This is a genomic window from Shinella daejeonensis, assembly GCF_024281235.1.
GTDB classification, from domain to species: Bacteria; Pseudomonadota; Alphaproteobacteria; order Rhizobiales; family Rhizobiaceae; genus Shinella; species Shinella daejeonensis.
Window position 1 is genome coordinate 40330 of the sequence record NZ_JAHWXY010000005.1, and the last position, 23270, is coordinate 63599.

Consider the following 23270-nt stretch of genomic DNA (forward strand, 5'->3'; position numbering starts at 1 on the left):
CGGTATCAGCGCAGGATGAAATATCCCAGAACGTTGAGGATGATCATCAGCAGCAGCGCCGAGAAGAAGCCCGCGCTGGTGAAGAAGGCGGCCGCCATGGCGATGAGAATGGTGACGCAGAACAACGTGCCGAACTTGGCGGCGTTGATGAAGAAGTTATAGGTCTTCTCATGCTCGGGATAGTCCATCGGCGCGCCGAGTTCGGCCGGTCCGCCATGATGTTCAGCCATATTCGTCTCTCCTAAAAACCTGCCGCGACATGCCCGAAAGCCGACAGGACACGACGATCCTCCGAATCCGACAGGCATGCTCCCTCATATCGCTCAGGCCATACACAATGGCGGCGCAAAGCGCAACGGCAAGCTGCGGAACCGTGCCGATTGGGCGCAGATGAAAACAGGGCGGCCATGAGACCGCCCCGCTGGCACAAAACCGGTTCCCGCTTTCGCCGGAATTGCTTCAGCCGCCCTGCGACAGGCCGGAAATCTGAATGCGATCGCTGCCGCCGAAGTGGGCCCGGCGCGCCGTCGGCCGCACGGTGAGCGGGCTGAAAGGCGCATCCGCGCCCCGGGCGAAAAGCATGCGCCGCTCATAGGGTTCGGACTTGAAGAAGGGAAAGCGCCTGTAGAGCGGCGGCAGGGTTTCCTTCGTGCGCGTCGCCATCAGCGTGAGATCGATATTGTAATCGCCGCAGTTTCCCTGCGGAGAAACGATTGTGTCGGCGTCGAACACCCGCTTGTAGAACGCCGCATGCTGGGGCTTGACGAGTTGCAGGCAACGGTCGACCTCGAAATAATCCGTCGCCATCGTCGCGATGCGCAGCGTCAGATAGGGAATGGCCGGCATCTCGCTCAGCACTTCGGGATCCGCGGCAAGCCGCACCGGATCGATCAGCGACATTCCCGCATCGAGAAACGCGTTGATCTCGTTCGGGAAGATGGAGCCGGACGAGCTGACCCGGTGCTCCGGCGTTACATGGTGCAGCCGCACGGTCGAGATCAGGCGCTCGTCGTAGTAAATCCCGAAAACATAGGCGTGGCTGTCGAAGTCGATGTCGTCGACGAGCGTATTGCCCTTGAGCGGCAGGATATCGGCCATCTTGTAGGCCTTGAAGCGGATGCGCGCCACATCCTCCATGTCCTCGCCGGTCTCAACCCGACGGTATTCAACCCGGTCGAGAAGTTCGAGAAGCTTGTCCGAGAAGCGATTCATCCTCGCTTCCACGCCGATCATTGTCCCCATGAGCCCCACTGCCTCCACGGCGTCATCGCGCCATAAGGCATACAATCTCCCATTCGGGACAATTTGTGTAAATTACTATTTATTAAGGTTAACAGATCGTTAACGCTAAATTAGAATTCCGTTTGTCAGCATCCGGCCATGGAAGGGTTCAGGCGATCTGATGGCGGCGGCGGGCGGGCGGGCGGCCCTTGCAGGCCAGCGTTTCCTGGAGATCCCGGATCGCCTCGACCGGCATTGGCGCGGCGAAGACGTAGCCCTGAACCAGATCGGCACAATCGTATTTATTGAGCAGCGCAAGCTGCTCGCGCGTCTCAACGCCTTCCACCACGATGCGCAGATCGAGTTCCCGCGCCAGGTTGACCGTGCCGCGCAGAAGCTTGAAACGACGCGCGTCCTCACTGATGTTGCAGACGAAAGACCGGTCGATCTTGATGATGTCGAGCGGCAGCTGGTCGAGATAGCTGAGGCTTGAATAGCCCGTGCCGAAGTCGTCGATGGCGATGGTGATGCCCCGCGCCCGCAGTTCCTGGAGGATCATCCGTACCTTGACGGGCTCCTCCATGAGACAACTCTCCGTCACCTCCAGATGCAGCCGGTGTGGCGCAAGTCCCGCCTTCTCCAGCGCCTCGGTCACGAGATCGATCAGCGTGCTGCTGTGCAGGTCCTGCACCGACAGGTTCACGGAGACGCTCATATGCTCGGGCCAGCCGACGCAATCCGCGCAGGCCCGCAGGATCACCGACCGGGTGATCTGGGAGACGATCCCCATTTCCTCGGCAACCTTGATGAAAAGGCCCGGCGGGACCGGCCCGCGTTCCGGATGCGTCCAGCGCGCCAGCGCCTCGCAGCATTCGATACGAAGACCGTCGGGCCTGAACATCGGCTGGTAGGCGACCGAGAGCATGTCGCCGGCCAGCGCCTCGCGCAGATCCTCCTTCAGCTTCTGCCGGTCGACGTAGCGGGCGTCCATCTCCTGCTCGAACAGCGTGAGGCCGCCCTTGGCGCGCGATTTGGTCTCGAACAGCGCAAGGTCCGCCCGGATCTGCATTTCCTCCAGCCGGAAATCGGCGCTCTGCACGGTCACGCAACCGGCACTGAAAGAAACCTGAAGGGTCGCCCCGCCGACCTCATAGGCTCCGCGAAGGTCGGCATGGAATTGCCGCATGCGGTTCTCGAGGTCGCGCCGGTTCGTCTCGTTCGGAAAGAACACGAAGAATTCGTCGCCCATCAGATGGGCGGCGATGATCCTGTCGCCGCAGGCCCGGGCGATGCGATCGGCGATCGCACAGAGCAGCCGGTCGCCGGTGACATGACCCCGCATGTCGTTGACATGCTTGAAATCATCGACATCCAGAACCATGAGGCCGACCGTCCCGGATTTCTTGCGCGTATTGAGCGACGTCTGGACCAGTTCGGCAAACCAGGCGCGGTTCGGCAGACCGGTCAGACTGTCGAAACGCACCATGTGCAGGATCTTGTTTTCCGCGCGTACCCGGGCCGTCACATCTTCGAAGATCAGCACGGCGCCGCCGCTTTCCCGCCGCGATGCGGTGAATTCGAGATGGAACCCCTCGACCACCTCGACAAGCGCCCGCGAGCGCTCCCCGCGCAGCAGTTCGTCGAGCTGACGCAGGACCGCGTTGCTCTGCTCCGCGCTCAGGAATGCGTTGCGCACGCCGTAGCGAAGCACCACGTCGAGATGACAATCCTTGAGGCGATCCTGATTGCCGAGATGCAGCAATTCGCAGGCCCGCCGGTTGGCGACGAGGATGCGATGGTCGGCATCGAGCATGAACAGCCCGTGCGGCATGTTGTTCAGCGCGGTGTCGAAACGATCGGCGATGACGGCGATCTTGCGGGCGGCCAGCACGTTCTCATAGAGGAAGGTGCGCACGCCGTTGGCCATCGCGCGCGTCGTCAGGATGAAGGGGAGGATCAGCACCGCAAGGACGGCGTGATAGAAATCCTGAAGGGCCAGGAACCCCGCGACCATCGGAATGCATGCCGACAGCGTGATATAGTCCACGGTACGCCTGGAGCCGTAATTGCGGCCGACGACCGAAACCATCGTGGCCAACGTCACCGAAATGCAGGCGAGTTCGGCAAAGGCATCGCGGCTGACGAGGAGGCTGTAGGTACAGGCCGATCCCAGGACGAGCGTCGTGGCGACCGCACCACTATTGTACCAGTTCTCCCAGTAGCGAATGCCGCCCATATCGAGCTCGGCGGTATTCACTCTGTCGAAGCGCCGCATGCCGAGCGCCCGCAAGGACCACACAAGCATCACCAGAGCGCTGCAAACCAGAAAAAACGGATCGGAGGTCTTCGTATAGACGAAGGAAAACGTGATGACATGCGAGATCATGCCCACGAACAGGGTCTGGCGATTTCCGTAAAGAGAACTGACGAACGACAGATAAACGTCGGCCGGCAGTACGGTTTGACCCTGGTCTTTCATGGGCTCAGCACCCCCTTTTGATCGTTGAGGGTTACCGGCCAACATTTAATGAATGATTTCGGGAAATTATCCGATGCGAAGGACAATCGTCCTCCTTGCCGGGGCATTTGCAACCAGCCTCCGGTACGCGCAACTTTCTCTTGTAGTATTGCCATTGTCGCGAGCAATACACAACCCATCATAGGCTGTTTATGCAACTTCATGAGCTTTCGACGACAGGAGTTGAATTATTCGTCAGCAGAATTTTTACAGTGCATAAGCGTATTTAAGGCCCTTTGGTTAACCGTTCTTCCATGGCGCATGCCAAGATTCCGGGGTTTCGCGCGTCGCGGGAAACGGACCGCGTTCTTCCGGCGCCGGAAGATGCCGTCTTTTCGCCGGAAATAAGGAATTGACTGTCCCTGGATTTGATATCAAATCTTCATTTCGTATTTCATTTTCCGGAGACCCTCATGTCCAAACCCGTCGTCGCGATCCCGGCCGATATCCGGGAGATCGAAGGCAATGTCTGGCAGGCGACACCCAACCAATATGTCCGCGCCGCCGTCAATGGCGCCGACGTCATGGTGTTTCTCGTGCCCGCGCAGGAAACGGGCAATGACATCGATGGAATTCTCGACCGTGTCGACGGGCTTCTGCTGAGCGGATCGCGCACCAACCTGCACCCCTCCCTTTACGGCGAGGCGGCTTCGGAGGCCGACGGCCCGTTCGATCCGGCCCGTGACGCCACCAGCCTGCCGCTCATTCGCCGTGCACTGGAGCGCGGCATACCGCTTCTGGCGATCTGCCGCGGTTTGCAGGAACTCAATGTCGTCCTCGGCGGAACGCTGGCCAGCGAAATCCAGGAGCAGCCGGGCATCTGGGATCATCGCAAGCCCGATACGCCGGACCTCGACGTGGCCTATGGCATTCGCCAGAAGATTGTCGTCAAGGAAGGCAGCTGTCTCGCCTCGGTGCTGGGCGCCGGCGAGATCAGCGTCAACTCCCTCCACCGTCAGGCGATTGCGAAAACGGCTCCGGGGCTTGCCGTCGAGGCGGTCGCCGAAGACGGGACGATCGAAGCGGTCTCCGTCATTGGCGCGAAGGCGTTCGCGGTCGGCGTGCAATGGCATCCGGAATACTGGGTCGGTTCCGATCAGCCTTCCAACCGTCTGTTTGCGGCTTTCGGCAGGGCCGCACGCGATTATGCGGCGACGAAACGCGATGCTGCGCGGCGCGCGGCCGCGGAATAGCGCCGCCGCGCAAACACGCTGCGGCGGCTTCAGTCCGCCGGAACGAAGGTCAAGAGCGCGTCGAGCGGCTCGACCGCCTCATAGGCAAGCCCGTCGCCATCCGCCACGGTGAGGATCGCCTCGCCGTGCGTATCGGCCACATCCATCGTGCCGTCGCCATTGTTGATCCATGTCCGCGCCCTCGACAGGCCCGGCCATACCGCATCGCAATCCGGGCCGGCGGTGAAAGCCTCGCTGCGACCGGAAAGCTTTTCGCCCCGCTCGGCAAGACAGGCGGTCTTCGCCACGATATTGGAGATCGTGTAGGCGTGCGTATTTGCGTGCGCGGGCACCGAATGGGAGACGATCGGGTCGATGGCCGGCTCCCCGGAACCGGCCATCAGCCAAGTGCCGAAAGAGGCCACACCGGCCACGGCGACGACGGTCAGCGTTTTCATGCGGAAGCCTCCATGGCGATTCGACGGTCTTTCGACCATGCGCCCGGAAACTTGCGGGAAGGTTAACGAAAGCTTGCGCCTGGTTCACCCTCTCGCCGAGACGGGCGTTTCCGGTACGGGCGTCACCGGCCCGCCCCGCTCGAACCAGCCGATCACGTTCTCCGCCACAAGCCCGGCCATGGCGTCGCGCGTCACCACCGATGCGGAGGCCACATGGGGCAGAAGCGAGATATTGGGCAACTTAAGGAAAGCTTCCGGCACATTCGGCTCGTCCTGGAAGACATCGAGGCCGGCCGCGGCGATGACGCCCTTTTCAAGCGCCGAAGCGAGCGCTTCCTCATCCACGGTCCAGCCCCGCCCGACATTGATGAACACGCCGTTCGGCCCGAGCGCCTCCAGGATGTCGGCGTCGACGGTCTTATGGGTGTCCGGCGTCTTCGGCACGATGGCGATCAGGATATCGACCGCCGCCGCCAGTTCCTTGAGCGTCGGGTGATAGGCATAGGGCACGTCGTCCCGTTTGCGCCTGGTATGATAGGCGATCTCGATTCCGAAGCCCTTGAGACGCTCGGCGATGGCGCCGCCGATCCGGCCAAGGCCATAAAGACCCGCCTTGCGGCCGCGCAGGCTGAGCGGCGTCAGCGGAAAGGCGCCTTCGCGAGCCCAGCGACCCGCGCGAAGCCACGCCTCGGCCTGTGGAAGCTGCCGTACGGTATTGATAAGCAGGCCGATCGTGGTGTCGGCAACCTCGTCATCGAGCACGTCGGGCGTATTGGTGACCACGACGTCGTGGGCCGCCGCCGCCTTGACGTCCACGCCATCGTAGCCGACGCCGAAGCTCGCGACGATCTCCAGATTGGGCAGATGGGCGAACATCGGCGCGCCGAACGTACCGGAAACAGCCACGCCCCGGATCGTCCCGGCGACATCCGCCGGCACGAGTGCGGGATCGGCCCGGTCGATCCGGATGATGTCATACCGGTCGTAAAGCGCGTCCAGAACGCGGGCGTTGATTGCGCCCGGCACGAGGATGCGGACTTTTTCCGCCATGAAGCGTCTCCTGTCTTTAGGGGCGTTAGCCGTCGGATTGCGGTTTCAGCGGCTCGGTGGACTGCCGGATGCGCATTTCGGGCTTGATGAGATGGATTCCGTCCGGCTCGTGGCTTCCGGACAGCTTGTCGAGCAGTGCACGCGCCGCGCTGCGCCCGACCTCGGACTGGCCATTCCAGACGGTGGTCAGGGCCGGTGTGGCGATCGACGCCTCTTCCAGATCGTCGTAGCCGGTGACGGAGACGTCACGCCCCGGAACGAGGCCCGCCCGGGCGATGCCGTTCATCAGGCCGATGGCGACGAGATCGTTCCAGCAGACGGCCGCCGTCGGTTTTTGCGGTAGCGAGAGAAAATGGACCGCCGCCTCGAAGCCGCCCTGCTTGGTGCGGGGGCCGGGGATACGCAAATCCGGATCGACCTCGATATTGGCCTTGCGCAGGGCATTGACATACCCCTGGTAGCGGTCGCGGCCGGTGGACGTCTGATCGGTGCCCCCGATCATGGCGATGACCCGGTGTCCCAGCCCGATCAGGTGATTGGTGGCGAGCGAAATCCCGTAGGTATCGTCGCCGCGGAAGATCGGCACGTCCAGGCCGTCGACCGAGCGGGCGATCAGGATCGCCGGCATGCCGTTGTCCTCGGCCAGCCGGATATCCTCCGGCGGCGTGCCGATGGCCGGCGACATGATGACGCCGTCGCCGCCGAGTTGCAGCAGCGTCTCCACGAAATTTCGCTGCTTTTCGACCGAGTCGTAATGGTTCGACAGGATGAAGGTCTGCCGGTCACGGTCGAGTTCGCTTTCGATGGCCTTGAGAATTTCGGCATAGAACGGGTTCATGATGTCGTGCACCACGACGCCGATAATGCCGGAGCGCGACGTGCGCAGACTGGCGGCGCGGCGATTGTAGATATAGCCGAGCGAGCGCGCCTGCTCCTTGATCCGTTCCCGCGTCGCCGCGGCGACCAGCGGACTGTCCCTCAGCGCAAGCGAAACGGTAGCCGTGGAAACGCCGAGCGTTTCCGCGATGGTCGATAGCTTGACCTTCTGTGCCACAATCTCCCCCCAGCGCGTGACGGCCGTTTAAAATCGCTATTTAAATAGTTTAAAACTTCTCCGCAACCGTCTTGCCGCCGGCGCGTGGTGCATCGGGGAGGCTGGCCCGCAGATTTTCGTCCATCGCCCGCAAGAGCTTGATGACGGCACGCACATCCTTGTCGTTGAAACCTTCGGCGGCCTGCCGTTCGCTGAGCCTGGCGGCCTCGGCGATGCGCTCGACGGACGCCTTACCGGCTTTGGTGAGATGAACGACGGTCAGCCGCCCGTCCGCCTCGTCGGGCCGGCGTTCCACGAACCCCTGCGCCTCCAGCCGCCCGATGGTGCGGGTCATCGTCGGCGCCTTGACGCCGAGGCGGCCGGCAAGCGCGCCGGCGGTCAATCCCCCCTCTTCCGCCAAAGCCAGGATAACACCGTCCTGCCCGGCATAAAGACCCGTCGCCAGAAGATTGCGCGACAGCACCGTCCGCAACGAACGGGAGGCGTTGACGACGGCGCTGGCCAGACCCGCGCCGCTGGCCGGCTCGCGCTGCTTGTCCTTGCCCGTCCTGTCCTTGCCCGCTTTGTCCTTCTTGCCGTCCTTGTTCTTCTTGCCCATCGATCCTTGCCTCTTCCGAACGTCGTCGCGCCCTTGCATCGCAAGCAATGCCTTGTATGACAGAGGAAAGAGCGATGCCGCAAGTCAGGAACGGAGCGGGCGCGATGGCGCATCCCCAAAGGCGATGGGAAGACAACGACCCGGCTCTTGCGCCGCAGGAGCGCGCAGGCTGGATCGCCGTATTGCCGCTCGGCGCGCATGAGGGTCACGGACCCCACCTGCCGCTGGAAACGGACACGCTGATTGCCGAGGGTATCGCCGCCCGCCTTGCCGCGGCCTTGCCGCAACGCCTGCCGGTCACCTTTCTGCCCACCGAGCCGGTCGGCTATTCGCCGGAGCATCTCGATGTGCCGGGAACGCGCTCGCTCGGTTATGCCGAAGCCATCGACCGATGGATTGGCATGGCGGGAGACCTTTCCAAGCTCGGCATTCGCAAATTCGTGATGCTCAACGCCCACGGCGGCAATTCGCCGCTGATGACGATCGTCGCCACGGAGGCGCGGATACGTTTTTCCATGCTGGCGGTCGCGACGAGCTGGACTCGCTTCGGCCAGCCGGAGGGCTGGATCAGCCCGCAGGACAAGGCGCTCGACATTCACGGCGGCGATATCGAGACGTCCGTCATGCTGGCGCTTCATCCCGGATTGGTGCGCATGGAACATGCGGAGCGCTTCGGCTCGCGGCAGGCCGAGTTCGCGCGCCGTTTCACGCATTTGCGCGCCTATGGCCCGCATGCCTTCGGCTGGAAGATGTCCGACCTCAACGCCGCCGGCGTCGCCGGCGATGCAAGTGCCGCGACCGCCGCCAAGGGGGAGCAGTTGCTCGCCCATGCGGTGAGCGGTCTCACCGCCCTTTTCGAGGATGTGGCCGCCTTCGACACCGACATGCTTCGCTGAGAAGGCGTCGCTTCCCGCAAGCGAAAAACACGGCCCCTCCTGTTTGCGCTCGCCGGCCCGATCTCCTATATCAATCGCAACCGGACGCCAGAAGCGTCCCGACATCGCGCGAGGCTCCCATGACCGAAACCGCATCCCCCCGGCCCATTCCCGTCACCGTGCTCACCGGCTATCTCGGCGCCGGCAAGACCACGCTTCTCAATCGCATCCTGACGGAAAATCACGGCAAGAAATACGCCGTCATCGTCAATGAATTCGGCGAGATCGGCATCGACAACGACCTCATCGTGGAATCCGACGAGGAAATCTACGAAATGAACAACGGCTGCATCTGCTGCACGGTGCGCGGCGACCTGATCCGTGTCGTCGAGGGACTGATGCGCCGGCCCGGCCGATTCGACGCCATCGTCGTGGAAACCACGGGGCTTGCCGATCCGGTTCCCGTGGCGCAAACGTTCTTCATGGACGACGACGTCCGCGCCAAGACGGAGCTTGACGCGGTGGTCGCCCTTGTCGACGCCAAGCATCTGCCGCTGCGCCTCAAGGATTCGCGCGAGGCCGAAGACCAGATCGCTTTCGCCGACGTCGTGCTCGTCAACAAGACCGATCTCGTGACGCCGGAGGAACTGGCGCAGGTCGAGGCGACGGTACGCGCCATCAATCCCTCCGCCCGCATCCATCGCACCACCCGTTCCGAGATCGACCTGACGAAGGTTCTGGATCAGGGGGCGTTCAACCTGGAACGCGCCCTCGAGAACGATCCGCATTTCCTCGACCACGACCATCCCGATCACGTCTGCGGGCCGGATTGCGATCATGATCATCACGGCCACGATCATCACCACCATGACCATGACCATGACCATGACCATGACCATGACCATGATCACGGCCACCATCACCATCACGACGCATCCCCCATTCATGACGTCACGGTGCAGTCGATCTCGCTGCGCGGCGGCGAGATGAACCCGGAGCGGTTCTTCCCCTGGATCCAGAAGATCACCCAGACGGACGGACCGAACATCCTGCGCCTCAAGGGCATCATGGCCTTTACCGGCGACGACGAACGCTATGTCGTGCAGGGCGTGCATATGATCGTCGAGGGCGACCATCAGCGACCCTGGAACGAAGGCGAGAAGCGTGAAAGCCGGCTCGTCTTCATCGGCCGTGACCTGGATCGCGAGAAGATCGAGCGCACCTTCAAGGCCTGCGAGGCGCAAGCCCGCTGATGCCGACCGTCGCCCCGCTCGATATCGAGGGCCATGTGCTCTCCGCCGCCTTTCTGGGCGACATTCCGTTCTTCGCCGCCGCCAGCGGCGCCATTCACCGGCTGGATCACGGTCATAAGGTGACCGAGGCCCATGAAGGGCTGCTTGCCTGCGCGCGCGACGGGGCGAGCAATACGCTCGTCACCGGCGGCGAGGATGGCCGTGTACTGCGCATTGCCGCCGATGGCTCGGTCGAGGAACTGGCCAGCGTTCCCCGCAAATGGATTTCGGTCGTGGCCGCCGGGCCGCAAGGCGCCGTTGCCTTCGCCGAAGGCCGCACAGGCCGGGTTCGCCTCGCCGATGGCACCGTCAGGGAGTTTCCCGAAGCCCGGACGGTGGAAGGTCTCGCCTTCGCGCCCAAGGGTCTGCGGATCGGCGTGGCACGCTACAATGGCGCGTCATTGCACTGGGTGGCCGCGGCTTCGCCGCCTGTCGACCTCGAATGGAAGGGGGCGCATAACGCCGTCACCTTCTCGCCCGACGGTCGCTTCCTCGTGACCAGCATGCAGGAAAATGCGCTGCACGGCTGGAAACTCGACAGCAAGCCGGATGCCGATACGCGCCACATGCGCATGACCGGTTATCCGGCGAAGGTGAAATCGCTGTCCTGGTCGGCCAGGGGAAAATGGCTGGCCTCGTCCGGCGCACCGGCGGCAATCGTCTGGCCTTTCTCCTCCAAGGACGGGCCGATGGGCAAAGCCCCGCTGGAACTTGGCACCCGTGGCGAGGTGATGGTCACCGCCGTCGCCTGTCATCCGGTCGAGGATGTGGTCGCCATCGGCTATTCGGACGGGATGGTGCTGGCCGCCCGCTTCACCGACAGCCGCGAGGTACTGCTGCGAAGACCCGGCAAGGGCGCTATCACCTCGCTTGCCTGGAGCGGTAACGGCAAGCTGCTCGCCTTCGCCAGCGAGGCGGGCGATTGCGGCGTCGTGGACATCGCCGGATAGAACCGCCGGCCATTCGACGCGATCGTGTCGGGATTTTTCAACGGGAAACCCGGGAGAGCACCTGCTCTCCCGGGTTTCCTCATTCCGGCTGCCGCACGGACGATCAGCGGCGACGCTTCTTGCAGCCGCAGTCACCGCTGTCCTTGCTGCTGCTGTTGAGGATGCCGACCCCGTTCAGGATCCCCGACAGGTTTCCGCTCAGAACCCCGTTCAGGACGTTGGTGTTGTTGCCCTTGTTGTCGCTGAGAATGTTGCCGACACCCACGCCGACATTCGGGGCGACAATGATGCCGCCCGTCTTGTTGCCGAGGATGCCGAGGCCGAGCAGGCCGCCGGCGGAAGCCTGGCCGGCAAAAGCGACAACCGCGACGGTGGCGATGATGAGGGTCCGGGTCTTCTGCATGGTCTCTCTCCTTAGGTTGTGCGATCCATTTCGCACAACCGAGAGTATATGTGATGCAGATTTACTCAACCGCTTTCCCGGATCATAGGAAACAGTTAACCATAACGTAGACAAGTTTAACGATTTACTATGAAATACTCTCATTGCGGGAAATTTATCCATAGAGAACCAATAATGCTACCCATGGTAGTTTATTAACCATCTTCCCGCAGGATTTCCTCCCGGAGACACGGAAGGAAATCGCGGCCATGCGGGTGAACGGCGGTGTGATGGGGATGATGCTGGCCTTCGCGGCAAGCACTTCGGTGCAGGCCGAGCCGGCAGTGAACTACCATTACAGCGTGGGCGGTGGCGGCAGTTCGAACATCTTCCAGGACACGACAGCCTTGTCCGCCGGCTATGGCGAGACCAGGCTTGGATTGCGTGGCACCCTGGAACTGGAAGATTCCGGTTTCGACTATGCTATCTCCGCAAGTGGACGCCGCGTGCCGCGCTATCGCTTTGCCGACCAGCAGACCATCGGGGTCGAAAGCGGTTACCGTCGGGATCTTGCCGGGGACATCTCCCTGACGCTGAAGGGCGGCCTCGAATATCGCCGCAGCGGCGATGTCTTCCTCGCTCTTCCCGGCGCGCTTATCGGCTATCGCAAGACGGATGTCGCTCATGCGGCGAGCGCCGGCCTTTCCGTCGAACGCGGCGGCGGAAAGAGCCATTTCACCGCCGCCTTTTCAGGTCTGGATCGTCATCGCGCACGTTTCACCCTTGCCGCCCTGCGTCCGACGCAACTGGAAGCCGACGAAAACCTGCTGGACATGACCGCTGGCCATATCCGCCCTCTCCTCGGCGGAGAGATCGGAGCGACAGTGCAGTATCGCGCCAGCCTCATCGCAAGCGGCGAACGGGAACGCCACGACCGCTTTCCCGCGCAAGCCCTGCGCGGTTCCCTCGCCTACGGCCGCCAGATCGGCGACAGCCTGACGCTGCTGGGAGAAATCGGCGTCGTGAATGTCGACAGCGATTATCTCGGCAAGAGCGTGCGCCGTATGCGCCCCTTTCTCAAGGCCGAGGCGACCTGGCGGCCGCGCGAGGGACTGGCCCTGACCGCGCGGTTCGGCGAGGATACGCGCTTTTCCGATCTGGACGATGCGCTAGGCGAGCATGTCCGCAGCGCCGGCCTTTCCATCGAGACCGCCCTGACGGATCGCCTGAAGGCGGGCCTCGCCTTCGAACAGGCGGATAGCGACTGGCTCTATTATGCCTATGGCACGCGCACCCGCACGCTGGCTGCGACGCTGACCCTCGGGTTCGACGACAGGCATGCTCTCCTCCTCGAATACAGCCGCCTCATGCGGCGCGAAAGCGACCGGGCGGCGGACTTCAGGAGCGATGCCCTGACCGCGCGGATCGCCGGCGCTTTCTGAATTCCCGGCACGCTCGCCCGGCATTTCCGGATCGAAGGGGTCCGATCGTCCGCCGCCGCTTGCGCCTGCGGGCGGCGAAGGGTCACATCGCCATCCTGTCCTGCCTTCCAAGGGACGACAGGCGCGTCCCGTTCGCAACCAGCATTCCCGCCCCACCTTCCAGCCATCCTTCACGCAATTCCAGCGCAAGAAAACGATGGCGCTCGAAAGGAGCCGGCATGACGAAATGACCGGCGTTCTCGGCGAAAAAGCCAAACCGCTGGTAATAGCCGGGGTCGCCCACGAGGAATACGGCGCCGTGCCCCCTGTCGCGGGCCTCCCGGAGCGCCGCGCGGATCAATGCGCCGCCGATTCCCCTGCCCGCATTCTCCGGGCAAACCGCAAGCGGGCCGAGCAGCAATGCCGGCACGGCCTCGCCATCGCCGCCGACGCCGGCCGCGATATGCCACAACCGGACCGTTCCGATGACACGATGCTCCGGATCGCGCGCGACCAGCGCCAGCCCTTCAGCAGGCAGGCGGCCAAAGCGCAGCTTTTCCGAGGACTTGCCAAACCGGCCTTCGCCCATGGCGCGATCGAGCAGGCGCTCCCGCGCGACCACGTCGCCGGCGTTTTCGGCATCGATCGTGAAGGTCTCCGCGAAGAGCGCGCGAACAGACTCAAGAACAGCGGCCATCCCGGCCTCCTCTGCCCAAAACCGTTTCAGACGGCGTCCGATGAAGGGATGTACGGCGCTTGCCTCGCAGCGGAAGCGCCGTCGTTCAGATGACGTAAGCCTTCAGCGGTTCGAAACCGTTGAAGGCGACGGCCGAATAGGTCGTCGTATAGGCTCCGGCGCCCTCGATCAGCACCTCATCGCCGATCGAAAGGGTGACCGGCAGCGGATACATGTTCTTCTCATAGAGCACGTCGGCCGAATCGCAGGTCGGCCCTGCGAGCACACAGGGTTCCATCCGGTCCTCGTCGCGCGGCGTGCGGATCGGATAGCGGATCGCCTCGTCCATGGTTTCGGCGAGGCCGCCGAACTTGCCAATATCGAGGAAGACCCAGCGATGGCTGTCGTTATCCGACTTCTTCGAGACGAGAACGACCTCCGCCTTGATCACGCCGGCGTTGCCCACCATGCCGCGGCCGGGCTCGATGATGGTTTCGGGGATACGGTTGCCGAAATGCTTCTTCAGCGCCGCGAAGATCGCCTTGCCATAGGCTTCGGCCGTCGGCACGTCGCGGAGATATTTGGTCGGGAACCCGCCGCCCATGTTGACCATCTTCAGTTCGATGCCCTGCTTGGCGAGTGAGACGAAGACACGGCGGGCGTCGGCAAGCGCCGCATCCCAGGCGTCGAGCTTCGTCATCTGCGAACCGACATGGAACGAGACGCCATAGGAAACGAGACCGAGCTGATGAGCATAGACGAGAACGTCGACGGCCATCTGGGGCACGCAACCGAACTTGCGCGACAACGGCCATTCCGCGCCCTCGCCGTCCGTCAGCACGCGGCAGAAGACGCGCGCGCCCGGGGCCGCGCGGGCGATCTTCTCGACCTCTTCGTGGCTGTCGACGGCGAAAAGGCCGACGCCGAGCGCATGCGCCCTGGCGATATCGCGCTCCTTCTTGATCGTGTTGCCGTAGGAAATGCGGCGAGGCGTGGCGCCGGCGGCAAGCGCCATCTCGATTTCGGCGACGGAAGCGCAATCGAAGCTGGAATCCATGCTGGCGAGAAGCCGCAGGATTTCCGGCGCGGGGTTGGCCTTGACGGCATAATAGATGGCGCTGTCGGGCAGCGCATGACGGAACGCCGTGAAATTGTCGCGCACGACATCGAGGTCGACCACAAGGCAAGGGCCTTCGGGACGTCGGGTGGCGAGGAAATCGGCAATGCGTGCGGTGGTCATGGCGGTGTTTCCCTGATCCAGACTGCTCCGGAAAACCGGAGGACAAAGGGCATATGCGATCACGCTCTGGAACCAGCCGGTGGAGACCCCGGAACCAGACGTGCGCATGCTGCGCGAACGATGGATCGAAGCCCGCCTAGGCTTCAATCCGGCTTTGTCTGCCATGGATTGGTGGGAAAACCCGACCGCACGTCCGGCAATGAAGGTGTGCCTCTTCAGTAACGCCGACGGATGGAAAGTCGACAGAGACCAGAAAGGCCCGCACCGTCGTTGCTTCAAGGTGTCCTCAACTTTTCCGGTTGGCCGGAAGAGCGACTGGAGCGGTTAGGTCCAGGTACCTTACCGATGATCCTCACCAAATCGAGGGTCGGCGGACACCCACAGGCACGTGCGACTTTGGGCAAATCGGGAGATAGGAAAATTCCCTGTCGCAATCAAGCGTTTTTTGCCGCCCGCTATTGAAAAATCATGGCCGGCCGCGACAATCGCCCGACAGGCCTCACCCCGCGCCGCATACCCGGCGCCAACAATCGAGTGGAAACCCATGGACACCCTGACCCGCATCCGCGCTTTCATCGACGTCGTGGATGCCGAAGGCTTTTCCGCCGCCTCGCGCAAGACCGGCCGTTCGAAGGCCCTGCTTTCCAAATATGTGCGCGAACTCGAGGATGACCTCGGAGCGCTGCTCATCAATCGCACGACGCGCCAGTTCTCGATGACGGAAGCCGGCCACATCTATTATCGCACCGCGTCGGATATCCTGAAGGAGATCGATAATCTCGCCGATCTCGTGCGCAAGAACAACACCGACCTGCGCGGGCGGCTGAAGGTTTCCGCGCCGCGAACCTTCGTCGATGCCGAAATCGGCCAGTCGCTGATCGATTTCGGCAAGGAACACCCGGAATTGTCACTGGAAGTCGTGGCGGACGATCGCTTCGTGGATCTCGTGGAGGAAGGGTTCGATATCGCGATCCGTATCACCCGGCTGGAGGATTCCGCCCTGATCGCCCGCAAGCTCTGCGATTTCCACCTCACGGTCTGCGCCTCGCCGGAACTGCTCGAACAGATCGGCTCGATCGACCATCCATCGGCGCTTTCCCGCCTGCCCTGCATTATCGACACCAACGGCAAGTCCTATAACAACTGGCGTTTCGTCGATGAAAAGGGGCAGAGTTTCAGCGTGCCCGTCAGCGGCCAGATCGAAGTCAACAGTCCGATAGCCAGCGTCCGCGCCGCCATAAGCGGCATCGGCATCACCCAGGCGCCGGCCTTCATCACCCGCAGCTATATCGATTCGGGCGCGCTGATCCCGCTGCTGGAAGATTTTCGGCCCACCGATCGCGGCATCTACGCGATCTATCCGCATCGGCGCTACCTGCCCGCGAAGGTCAGGACACTCGTGGACTTTCTTTCGAACTGGTTCCGGCGCAATGCCGGCGTCGAGAAATGAAACGGCTTGCCGAGAATCCCAATTCCGACCCATTTGCAGGGCATTGAAGCTTGCGATTCGTCGCTCCACCCGCCGGGATCCATGATCATGAAGCGCCTTTTGCCGGTCGTTGCCGGTCTTTCCCTCCTTGCGCCCGCCGTCGCCGCCGCGCATCCGCATATTTTCGCCGAGGCCCGGCTGGAAGTCGTGGCGGGAGAGGGCGGCACGGTCACGGAGCTGCGCAACGTCTGGCGCTTCGACGAGATGTTCTCCGCCAGCGTCGTGATGGATTTCGATACGAACTCCAATCTCCAGCTCGACGCCGATGAACTGGCGGAAATCGGCCGGACGGTTCTCGAATCGCTTGAAGAATTCAGCTATTACACGTCGATCACCGAAGACGGAAAGGCCATAAAGGTCGCCAAGCCGGACACCATCCATGTGGATTACAAGGATGGCCAGCTCCTGATGTTCTTCACGCTGAAACCCGCCGAGAACATGCCGCTAAAGGGCAAGCTGACCTTCGGCGTCTACGATCCCACCATGTATGCATCCATGGATTTCGTGTCGGACGACGATCTGGTGACCGTCGGGGATGAATTCACGGCCTGCCGCACGACGGTCGTGCGACCCGATCCGGATGAGGTTCTCGCCGAAAACCAGGCAAGCCTGACGGAAGCCTTCTTCAACGACCCGATGGGCACCGACATGTCCAAGCTTTTCGCCACACGGCTGGAGGTTACATGCTGATGCGCAGGAGCGCCCTTTTCGCCACAGGTCTTGCCCTTGCCTTCGCCGCCGGCATCAGCATGGCCTATGCCCAATCGCCGCTGGGGATCGGCACTGCCGAACCGGGCCTCAATCTCGGCGGCCCCTTCGGCGGGCTTTTTGCCTGGATCAATGCCCAGCAACAGGGCTTCTACCGGATGATGACGGGCGCGCTGAAGGAAATGCGCGACAACCCCATGGCGGCCTCGACGCTCGTCTTTCTGTCATTCGCCTATGGGGTCTTCCACGCCGCCGGCCCCGGCCACGGCAAGGCCGTCATATCCTCCTACATGTTGGCAAACGAGCTGGAGCTGAAGCGTGGCGTGACGCTGTCGTTTCTTTCCGCCTTGCTGCAAGGTCTGGTCGCGATCCTGCTGGTCGGGGCGGCCTATCTGTTCCTGCGCGGCACCACCGTCTCGATGACCGACGCGACACGGGCGCTGGAAACGGCGAGCTATGCGCTGATCGCCCTTTTCGGAGCCTGGCTTCTCTATCGCAAACTGCGTCCGAGGCCACAGGAGACCGCTTCCGCGGGGCATGATCACGACAATCATCACCACCATGCCCACGGCGAGATCTGCACGACCTGCGGCCATGCCCATGCGCCGGATCCGAGCCTCCTCAAGGGAGACCGTTTCGCGTTGCGCGAGGCATGGTCGGCCATCATCGCGGTCGGCCTCAGACCCTGCTCCGGCGCGCTGATCGTGCTCAGCTTCGCGCTTCTCAACGGTCTTTATCTGGGCGGGATCCTGGCCGTCGTCGCCATGTCCATCGGGACGGCGATCACCGTTTCCCTCCTCGCCACGCTCGCCGTCACGGCGAAAGGAGCAGCCGTTCGTTTCGCCGGCACGGGATCGGCTGCGGCCAGGGTCGGATCCATCATCGAAATCGGCGGCGCAGCGCTTGTTCTGGTGCTCGGCCTGCTGCTGCTCGGCGCATCCCTGCAACTATAGGGATCAGCCGCGATCCATCTCTTTTCCGTTCTCCCGCCGGCGCTGGTAGCGTGCCCGCAGCCAGAACAGCAGGAAGAAGCAAAGCACCAGCAAGGCCCCGAAGCCGCCGGCGATCCAGGGCGAAAGCGCTCCGAGCAGGTTCATCGCCCGCGGCAGGAAATAGAAAGCGATCCCCGTACCGAAAAGGATCAGGAAGGCTGCAAGTGCAGCCGAAGAATTCTTGCGGTCGGAACGTTGGGTCACGGCTCGCTTGCTCCGGAAGTCCCGGCGCGAATATCCTCGAGTCGCCGCTTCTGATTGCCCTGCTCATCGAAGTTGTCCGGCGCCAGCCATGCATCGAAGGCCTCGCGGACGGACGGCCACTCGCCGTCGATGATCGAAAACCACGCCGTATCCCGGTTCTCACCCTTTGAAAGCATGTGCTGGCGGAAAACGCCCTCGAAGGTAAAGCCGAGGCGGGCTGCCGTCCGCCTGCTCGCCAAGTTGTCGTTGTGGCACTTCCATTCGTAGCGGCGATAGCCGAGATCCTCGAAGACATGCCGGGCAAGCAGATAATGCGCCTCCGTGGACAGCGGCGAGCGCGCCATGCCGGGACCATGGGCGATCCCCCCGATCTCGACGACCCCGTTCGCAGGGTCCGGCCGCATGTAATGCGCCATCCCCATGACCTCGCCGCTCGCCTTGTCGACGATCACTTCCCGCACCCAGCCGGACGCGAGCATCTTCTGCGTCCAGGCGTCGAAATCCTCGATTCCCGCAAAATCGTCCTGCGTGAAATACAGCAGCAGCGGATTGATCGCCAGGCCGCCGAAAGCGTCCCAGAGCGCCCGCAGGTGGCTGTCGCGATCATAGGGCTCCAGACGGACGAAGCGGCCTTCGAGCGCGACGGGCGCCGGCGGCGGGCATCCTTCCCAGTTCTTGAGATCGCGCATGCGGGCTCCTTCCTTCGGTATCGGACCAAAGGCATAGAACAGCGGGGAACGAAGCGCAATGCGGCATGCGGGCTCGATAGGCGCTTGCAGCCGCCGGCCGGCGGCGCGCTATGCGGCTGCGGCCGAAACGGTGGCTTCGATATGATCGACGAGCCCATCCGCCAGCCCGAGACGCCCGGCAAGAAGGTCGAGATAACCGCGCTCGGCACGGCTTTTCGGCTCGATAGCCAGCCGCGACGCGGTATAGACCTCGACACGCCGTTCATCGCTGGTGGCCGCCGCGACGATCGCATCGAGATCGACCGGATCGGCAAGCTCCCGTTCGAGGAAGGCTGTCGCATCCGCACCGAGGCCGGAAACCTTCAGCTTGTCCACGATGCGGGCGCGCTCGGCGACGTCGATATGCCCGTCGGCGCGCGCGGCCGCAATCATCGCCCGCACCAGAACCAGGGCGAAATCACCATCCACCGCTTCCGGATGGAAGCCGGAATCAGTCGGCGGCGGCAACAGGTCCGGCGTGCCTGACGTCGCCGTCTCGGCCGGGCTCTGGCCATCCCGATAGTTCTTGTACGCCTGATAGCCGAGGCCGGCGATAGCGGCGAGGCCGCCGATCTTCAGCGCCGAACCGGCAAGCTTGCGACCGCCCTCGGTGCCGAACACCGCACCGGCGACGGCGATCGTCGCGAGAGGGTTGTCTTTGGCGAGTTGGGTGACCTGGCCCGCACGGTCCCGCACCGTTCCGCCCGCACCCGGTATACTGGAACCGAGGAACTGGTCGAGCAACTTCTTCGCGTCAAACATCGGGCGTCTCCGTTTCTTGGGCTGGCTGGAGAGCAAGATAGGGAGGCAAAACCACAATTACAAACGCGTGAAGGGACCGCGCGATGACGGCCCCTTCACAAAAAGATGATGCGTTTGTCAGCCGCGCAGCGCCGCAGCCTCCGCGGCGAGCCGGGTAACGGCCGCCCAGTCTCCCTTCGCCACGAGGTCTTTCGGCGCGACCCAGGAGCCGCCGACACAGACGACGTTGGGCAGGGAAAGGTAATCCCGCGCATTCGACAGCGAAATGCCGCCGGTCGGGCAGAACAATGTGCCGGCGAGCGGCGAGGACAGCGATTTCAGATAGGCCGCGCCGCCCGCCTGTTCGGCCGGGAAGAACTTCATCACCTCGTAGCCTTCCTCGCGCAGTCCCATCACCTCGCTTGCCGTTGCCGCGCCGGGCAACAGCGGAACCTCGGAATCGGCCGCCGCATCGATCAGTTCCTGCGTCGTGCCCGGGCTGACCACAAACTGCGATCCGGCCTCAATTGCCGCCTCGAACTGCGCGGCGTTGAGGACCGTTCCCGCGCCGGCGACGGCGCCTTCGACCTCGTTCGCCACGGCGCGGATCGCTTCCAGCGCAGCCGGGGTACGCAGCGTGATCTCGATGGCCTTGAGGCCGCCGGCCACCAGCGCGCGCGCGAGCGGAACCGCCGAAGCGGCGTCTTCAACGACCAGCACCGGAACGACCGGCTGCAATTTGAGGACAGAAAGGAGCCGTGCGTTTTTCTCGCTCATGATACCAGCCTTAAACCGATTGAATTTCCCCATGGAATACAGCTTCCACGATGATGTGTCGAGCCAAAAGCATCCGTCCGCATCTTGCCGGGCCGGGTTTATCGTGCAAGTCTTTCCTGTCCGAGCCTTTCCCGAAAGAGAAAACGGCCCCATGGCGAAAGAGATCGAACGGAAGTTTCTCCTATCCGGGCCGCGTTGGCGGGCCTTGTCCGATCAGGGCATCACCATCCGGCAGGCCTATGTCATCGCCCAGGACGATCGATCCTTGCGCGTGCGTCTTTATGGCGACGGCCGCGCCCATCTCACGCTCAAGGTCGGCAATGCCGCCCTTGTTCGCGACGAATACGAATTCGAGATCGACCGCGGCGAGGCGGAGGATATGGTCCGTCACGCCGTTGGAACGGTGATCGAAAAAGTTCGCTACAGGATTTCCCATGAAGGGCATCTTTGGGAAGTCGACGTCTACGATGGCGTCCATCGCGGCCTAGTGATCGCGGAAGTGGAACTGGCCTCGATCCATGACAAGCCGGTCCTGCCGGACTGGGTGGGCCGGGAAGTGACCGGAGACAACCGGTATTCCAATCAGGCACTGGCGCTCGGCTTCAGCGACGGAGCGCGCCTGTTTCGCCTCACCTGAAGCGTCCCGGACAAGCCGATTGCCTCGCGCGCCCCGAAATTGTATGTGGCGATGATGACGAACGACATCTCTTCCGACCCGGCCAACGACGGGACCTTTCTGGTCGCCGCGCTCTACCATTTCGTCGCGATGCCGCATTTCGCCGCGCTGCGCGCACCGTTGCAGGCGCTTTGCGAGGAAAACGGCGTGCGCGGCACGCTGCTTCTCGCCCGGGAAGGCATCAACGGCACGATCGCCGGCCCGCAGACGGGCGTCCGCGCCGTTCTCGCCTTCCTGCGCGCGCAACCGGAATTCGCGGATCTCGAGCACAAGGAAAGCCGGGCGAACGAAATGCCCTTCCTGCGCATGAAGGTGCGTCTCAAGAAGGAAATCGTCACGATGGGCGTCGAGGATATCGATCCCACCCGTTCTGTCGGCACCTATGTCGCGCCGGACGACTGGAACGCCCTCATTTCCGATCCCGATACGATCGTCATCGACACGCGCAACGACTACGAAACGGCCATCGGCATGTTCCGGGGCGCTCTCGATCCGAAGACGAAAACGTTTCGCGAGTTCCCCGACTGGGTCCGCCAGAACGCGGGCCTCCACAACAAGCCGAAGATCGCCATGTATTGCACCGGCGGCATTCGTTGCGAGAAGGCGACCGCCTTCATGAAGGAACAGGGGTTCGAAGAGGTCTATCACCTGAAGGGCGGCATCCTCAAATATCTTGAGGATATTCCGGCGGAAAACAGCCTGTGGGAAGGCGCCTGCTTCGTCTTCGACGAGCGTGTCTCGGTCGTGCACGGTCTTGCGGAAGGCGAGCACAGGCTTTGCCGCGCCTGCCGCCATCCCCTGAGCGCCGAGGAGGTGACGTCACCGCTTTTCGAAGCCGGCGTCTCCTGCCCCCACTGTCACGGGGAGCGCGGCGAGGAGGACCGGCAGCGTTTTCGCGACCGGCAAAAGCAGATGGATCTGGCGCGCCGGCGCGGCGAACGCCACCTCGGCAAATAGCCGCGGCAACGAGACCTTCAGAGCGCCTGGACGGTCTTGATCCGACCGGCGCCGACCGTTGGCGCGAATTCGTCCCAGACGCCCTGCGCGCCGGCCTGCCATTCCTCGTAAGCCTCCGGCTTCAGAAGTTCACCGCCGTTTTCAAGCGCCAGAGCGACCGACGCCGCCTCGTCCTCGACGATCAGCTGATTGAAATAGGTTGCCCCTTCCGCGGAAGCCTGCCGGAAAACCGCCTTTTCCTCCTCATCGAGCCCATTCCAGAAACCGGCAGCATAATAGACGACGCCGGAGGCCCAGATGTGGTTCGTCTCCGTCATGAAGGGCACGACCTCGTAGAGCCTGAAGCCGGCGTAGGCCGATTTCGTCAGGTCCATCGCGTCCGCGACGCCGGTCGACAACGCATTGTAGGTCTCGGTGATGGGGATGCCGACGGGCGTGCTGCCGAAGGCCCCCCACAGGCGGGTGTGAAGGGGGCTCTGGATAACGCGGATCTTCTTGCCCTGAAGCTGTTCGGGGCGGGAAACCGGCTCCTTGGTGAGAAGATGGCGTGCGCCGTAATTGATGAAACCGCCGGTGACGAACTGCTCGGCGGCAAGCTTCGCGGTCAGTTCCTCGCCGATGGTTCCCTCGACCGTCTTGCGGACGTGGCCGGCGTCGCGAAACAGGAAAGGCAGATCGAGGATCTGCAATTCCGGCACCCAGCCGGAAAGCGAGGACACCGTCGCCAGGCTTGCCTGGATCGATCCGAGGCGAACCCCTTCCGCGACTTCCTTTTCTCCGCCGAGCGCTCCGTTGCGAACGATATTGAAGCGGAAGCGTCCGGGTAGTCTTTCCTCGACAAGAGCGCCGATCTTCAGCCAGATCCTGGTTTCCGGCTTGTCATCGCCCAGAAGCGACGCGACGGTGAGCGTTCGCACGCGCGCATGCGCCGGACGGAGAAACGCCGGTGCCGACAGCACGGCGGCGGCCGAGCCCATTGCCTTCAGGACCGAGCGGCGATTTCCATTCATTCTCATCAAATCCCTCCTCCACAGCGGTTGCTGGCTACAGCATAAGGAGGGGGATTGCCAGAGCGGGACGGATATTGCCGC

At 63.0% G+C, this 23270-nt stretch carries 25 protein-coding genes; 10 read left to right on the forward strand and 15 right to left on the reverse strand.

What is annotated here, in order from left to right; translation table 11 throughout:
• Nucleotides 1–5: 5 nt before the first annotated feature.
• From KYK29_RS14295 to KYK29_RS14305, 3 genes are all read right to left on the reverse strand, one after another.
• Nucleotides 6–230 (reverse strand): aa3-type cytochrome c oxidase subunit IV, encoded by a 225-nt coding sequence (locus tag KYK29_RS14295; RefSeq protein ID WP_254691582.1) that lies wholly within the window; start codon nt 228–230, stop codon nt 6–8.
• 229 nt (nt 231–459) lie between these two features.
• Nucleotides 460–1212, reverse strand: a complete 753-nt coding sequence (locus tag KYK29_RS14300; RefSeq protein ID WP_254691583.1) for an N-acyl amino acid synthase FeeM domain-containing protein — start codon at nt 1210–1212, stop codon at nt 460–462.
• Nucleotides 1213–1390: 178 nt separating this feature from the next.
• On the reverse strand, nt 1391–3700 hold the full coding sequence (locus KYK29_RS14305) for a putative bifunctional diguanylate cyclase/phosphodiesterase (protein ID WP_254691584.1): 2310 nt from the start codon (nt 3698–3700) through the stop codon (nt 1391–1393).
• Nucleotides 3701–4152: 452 nt separating this feature from the next.
• Between KYK29_RS14305 and KYK29_RS14310 the strand changes: the two genes are divergently transcribed.
• Nucleotides 4153–4932 (forward strand): gamma-glutamyl-gamma-aminobutyrate hydrolase family protein, encoded by a 780-nt coding sequence (locus KYK29_RS14310; RefSeq protein WP_254691585.1) that lies wholly within the window; start codon nt 4153–4155, stop codon nt 4930–4932.
• A gap of 29 nt (nt 4933–4961) precedes the next feature.
• Here the strand turns inward: KYK29_RS14310 and KYK29_RS14315 are convergent, their stop codons facing one another.
• The 4 genes from KYK29_RS14315 to KYK29_RS14330 form a co-directional block, all read right to left on the reverse strand.
• On the reverse strand, nt 4962–5369 hold the full coding sequence (locus KYK29_RS14315; RefSeq protein WP_254691586.1) for a hypothetical protein: 408 nt from the start codon (nt 5367–5369) through the stop codon (nt 4962–4964).
• A gap of 84 nt (nt 5370–5453) precedes the next feature.
• Complete coding sequence (locus KYK29_RS14320) at nt 5454–6419, reverse strand: 2-hydroxyacid dehydrogenase (RefSeq protein ID WP_254691587.1); 966 nt, start codon at nt 6417–6419, stop codon at nt 5454–5456.
• Between the two features lie 25 nt (nt 6420–6444).
• Complete coding sequence (locus tag KYK29_RS14325) at nt 6445–7473, reverse strand: LacI family DNA-binding transcriptional regulator (protein ID WP_254691588.1); 1029 nt, start codon at nt 7471–7473, stop codon at nt 6445–6447.
• Nucleotides 7474–7522: 49 nt separating this feature from the next.
• On the reverse strand, nt 7523–8071 hold the full coding sequence (locus tag KYK29_RS14330; protein ID WP_254691589.1) for a MarR family winged helix-turn-helix transcriptional regulator: 549 nt from the start codon (nt 8069–8071) through the stop codon (nt 7523–7525).
• A gap of 104 nt (nt 8072–8175) precedes the next feature.
• Between KYK29_RS14330 and KYK29_RS14335 the strand changes: the two genes are divergently transcribed.
• The 3 genes from KYK29_RS14335 (at nt 8176) to KYK29_RS14345 (ending at nt 11188) form a co-directional block, all read left to right on the forward strand.
• The gene (locus KYK29_RS14335) at nt 8176–8967 is read left to right on the forward strand and encodes a creatininase family protein (protein WP_254691717.1); all 792 of its coding nucleotides are present in this window, start codon (nt 8176–8178) and stop codon (nt 8965–8967) included.
• A gap of 119 nt (nt 8968–9086) precedes the next feature.
• A complete protein-coding gene (locus tag KYK29_RS14340; RefSeq protein ID WP_254691590.1) occupies nt 9087–10199 on the forward strand; it encodes a CobW family GTP-binding protein in 1113 nt (370 codons plus the stop codon).
• The gene (locus tag KYK29_RS14345; protein WP_254691591.1) at nt 10199–11188 is read left to right on the forward strand and encodes a WD40 repeat domain-containing protein; all 990 of its coding nucleotides are present in this window, start codon (nt 10199–10201) and stop codon (nt 11186–11188) included. Before KYK29_RS14340 ends, KYK29_RS14345 begins: the two co-directional genes overlap by 1 nt.
• A 103-nt stretch (nt 11189–11291) precedes the next feature.
• On the opposite strand, the gene KYK29_RS14350 is transcribed toward KYK29_RS14345, so the two are convergent.
• A complete protein-coding gene (locus tag KYK29_RS14350; protein WP_254691592.1) occupies nt 11292–11591 on the reverse strand; it encodes a hypothetical protein in 300 nt (99 codons plus the stop codon).
• Between the two features lie 248 nt (nt 11592–11839).
• On the opposite strand from KYK29_RS14350, the gene KYK29_RS14355 reads away from it, so the two are divergent.
• Complete coding sequence (locus tag KYK29_RS14355; protein ID WP_254691593.1) at nt 11840–13012, forward strand: hypothetical protein; 1173 nt, start codon at nt 11840–11842, stop codon at nt 13010–13012.
• Nucleotides 13013–13094: 82 nt separating this feature from the next.
• On the opposite strand, the gene KYK29_RS14360 is transcribed toward KYK29_RS14355, so the two are convergent.
• Both KYK29_RS14360 and odc2 read right to left on the reverse strand, forming a co-directional pair.
• Nucleotides 13095–13688 (reverse strand): GNAT family N-acetyltransferase, encoded by a 594-nt coding sequence (locus KYK29_RS14360; protein ID WP_254691594.1) that lies wholly within the window; start codon nt 13686–13688, stop codon nt 13095–13097.
• An 85-nt stretch (nt 13689–13773) separates the two neighbouring features.
• Nucleotides 13774–14907 carry an ornithine/lysine decarboxylase gene (gene odc2, locus KYK29_RS14365; RefSeq protein ID WP_254691595.1) on the reverse strand — a complete coding sequence of 378 codons (1134 nt, stop codon included), beginning with the start codon at nt 14905–14907 and terminating at the stop codon, nt 13774–13776.
• 544 nt (nt 14908–15451) lie between these two features.
• Between odc2 and KYK29_RS14370 the strand changes: the two genes are divergently transcribed.
• The 3 genes from KYK29_RS14370 to KYK29_RS14380 all read left to right on the forward strand — a co-directional run bounded on the left by KYK29_RS14370 (nt 15452) and on the right by KYK29_RS14380 (nt 18057).
• Nucleotides 15452–16357, forward strand: a complete 906-nt coding sequence (locus KYK29_RS14370) for a LysR family transcriptional regulator (RefSeq protein WP_254691596.1) — start codon at nt 15452–15454, stop codon at nt 16355–16357.
• Nucleotides 16358–16444: 87 nt separating this feature from the next.
• Nucleotides 16445–17086 (forward strand): DUF1007 family protein, encoded by a 642-nt coding sequence (locus KYK29_RS14375; RefSeq protein WP_437437257.1) that lies wholly within the window; start codon nt 16445–16447, stop codon nt 17084–17086.
• Nucleotides 17080–18057, forward strand: coding sequence for a nickel/cobalt transporter (locus tag KYK29_RS14380; protein WP_254691598.1), 978 nt, complete (start codon nt 17080–17082; stop codon nt 18055–18057). Before KYK29_RS14375 ends, KYK29_RS14380 begins: the two co-directional genes overlap by 7 nt.
• Nucleotides 18058–18060: 3 nt before the next feature.
• On the opposite strand, the gene KYK29_RS14385 is transcribed toward KYK29_RS14380, so the two are convergent.
• The 4 genes from KYK29_RS14385 to KYK29_RS14400 all read right to left on the reverse strand — a co-directional run bounded on the left by KYK29_RS14385 (nt 18061) and on the right by KYK29_RS14400 (nt 20546).
• Entirely contained in the window at nt 18061–18300 is a 240-nt protein-coding gene (locus KYK29_RS14385; protein WP_254691599.1) for a hypothetical protein, read from the reverse strand.
• Nucleotides 18297–18989 (reverse strand): GNAT family N-acetyltransferase, encoded by a 693-nt coding sequence (locus KYK29_RS14390; RefSeq protein ID WP_254691600.1) that lies wholly within the window; start codon nt 18987–18989, stop codon nt 18297–18299. Before KYK29_RS14390 ends, KYK29_RS14385 begins: the two co-directional genes overlap by 4 nt.
• A 108-nt stretch (nt 18990–19097) precedes the next feature.
• Entirely contained in the window at nt 19098–19790 is a 693-nt protein-coding gene (locus KYK29_RS14395; RefSeq protein ID WP_254691601.1) for a tellurite resistance TerB family protein, read from the reverse strand.
• Between the two features lie 117 nt (nt 19791–19907).
• Complete coding sequence (locus KYK29_RS14400) at nt 19908–20546, reverse strand: 2-dehydro-3-deoxy-phosphogluconate aldolase (RefSeq protein ID WP_254691602.1); 639 nt, start codon at nt 20544–20546, stop codon at nt 19908–19910.
• A gap of 151 nt (nt 20547–20697) precedes the next feature.
• Here KYK29_RS14400 and KYK29_RS14405 point away from each other — a divergent pair, with 151 nt between their 5' ends.
• Nucleotides 20698–21183 (forward strand): CYTH domain-containing protein, encoded by a 486-nt coding sequence (locus tag KYK29_RS14405; protein WP_254691603.1) that lies wholly within the window; start codon nt 20698–20700, stop codon nt 21181–21183.
• 54 nt (nt 21184–21237) lie between these two features.
• A complete protein-coding gene (trhO, locus tag KYK29_RS14410) occupies nt 21238–22179 on the forward strand; it encodes an oxygen-dependent tRNA uridine(34) hydroxylase TrhO (protein ID WP_254691718.1) in 942 nt (313 codons plus the stop codon).
• Nucleotides 22180–22196: 17 nt separating this feature from the next.
• Here trhO and KYK29_RS14415 read toward each other — a convergent pair whose 3' ends face one another.
• Entirely contained in the window at nt 22197–23189 is a 993-nt protein-coding gene (locus tag KYK29_RS14415) for a TRAP transporter substrate-binding protein (protein WP_254691719.1), read from the reverse strand.
• Nucleotides 23190–23270: the final 81 nt, after the last annotated feature.

Coding starts and splice junctions, on each gene's coding strand:
- KYK29_RS14310 (WP_254691585.1), top strand. CDS start 4,153: ATGTCCAAACCCGTCGTCGCGATCCCGGCCGATATCCGGGAGATCGAA.
- KYK29_RS14380 (WP_254691598.1), top strand. CDS start 17,080: ATGCTGATGCGCAGGAGCGCCCTTTTCGCCACAGGTCTTGCCCTTGCC.
- KYK29_RS14320 (WP_254691587.1), bottom strand. CDS start 6,419: ATGGCGGAAAAAGTCCGCATCCTCGTGCCGGGCGCAATCAACGCCCGC.
- KYK29_RS14345 (WP_254691591.1), top strand. CDS start 10,199: ATGCCGACCGTCGCCCCGCTCGATATCGAGGGCCATGTGCTCTCCGCC.
- KYK29_RS14330 (WP_254691589.1), bottom strand. CDS start 8,071: ATGGGCAAGAAGAACAAGGACGGCAAGAAGGACAAAGCGGGCAAGGAC.
- KYK29_RS14315 (WP_254691586.1), bottom strand. CDS start 5,369: ATGAAAACGCTGACCGTCGTCGCCGTGGCCGGTGTGGCCTCTTTCGGC.
- KYK29_RS14415 (WP_254691719.1), bottom strand. CDS start 23,189: ATGAATGGAAATCGCCGCTCGGTCCTGAAGGCAATGGGCTCGGCCGCC.
- KYK29_RS14390 (WP_254691600.1), bottom strand. CDS start 18,989: ATGCGCGATCTCAAGAACTGGGAAGGATGCCCGCCGCCGGCGCCCGTC.
- KYK29_RS14305 (WP_254691584.1), bottom strand. CDS start 3,700: ATGAAAGACCAGGGTCAAACCGTACTGCCGGCCGACGTTTATCTGTCG.
- KYK29_RS14335 (WP_254691717.1), top strand. CDS start 8,176: ATGGCGCATCCCCAAAGGCGATGGGAAGACAACGACCCGGCTCTTGCG.
- KYK29_RS14355 (WP_254691593.1), top strand. CDS start 11,840: ATGCGGGTGAACGGCGGTGTGATGGGGATGATGCTGGCCTTCGCGGCA.
- KYK29_RS14300 (WP_254691583.1), bottom strand. CDS start 1,212: ATGAATCGCTTCTCGGACAAGCTTCTCGAACTTCTCGACCGGGTTGAA.
- KYK29_RS14405 (WP_254691603.1), top strand. CDS start 20,698: ATGGCGAAAGAGATCGAACGGAAGTTTCTCCTATCCGGGCCGCGTTGG.
- KYK29_RS14375 (WP_437437257.1), top strand. CDS start 16,445: ATGAAGCGCCTTTTGCCGGTCGTTGCCGGTCTTTCCCTCCTTGCGCCC.
- KYK29_RS14370 (WP_254691596.1), top strand. CDS start 15,452: ATGGACACCCTGACCCGCATCCGCGCTTTCATCGACGTCGTGGATGCC.
- trhO (WP_254691718.1), top strand. CDS start 21,238: ATGACGAACGACATCTCTTCCGACCCGGCCAACGACGGGACCTTTCTG.
- KYK29_RS14360 (WP_254691594.1), bottom strand. CDS start 13,688: ATGGCCGCTGTTCTTGAGTCTGTTCGCGCGCTCTTCGCGGAGACCTTC.
- KYK29_RS14395 (WP_254691601.1), bottom strand. CDS start 19,790: ATGTTTGACGCGAAGAAGTTGCTCGACCAGTTCCTCGGTTCCAGTATA.
- KYK29_RS14350 (WP_254691592.1), bottom strand. CDS start 11,591: ATGCAGAAGACCCGGACCCTCATCATCGCCACCGTCGCGGTTGTCGCT.
- odc2 (WP_254691595.1), bottom strand. CDS start 14,907: ATGACCACCGCACGCATTGCCGATTTCCTCGCCACCCGACGTCCCGAA.
- KYK29_RS14400 (WP_254691602.1), bottom strand. CDS start 20,546: ATGAGCGAGAAAAACGCACGGCTCCTTTCTGTCCTCAAATTGCAGCCG.
- KYK29_RS14340 (WP_254691590.1), top strand. CDS start 9,087: ATGACCGAAACCGCATCCCCCCGGCCCATTCCCGTCACCGTGCTCACC.
- KYK29_RS14295 (WP_254691582.1), bottom strand. CDS start 230: ATGGCTGAACATCATGGCGGACCGGCCGAACTCGGCGCGCCGATGGAC.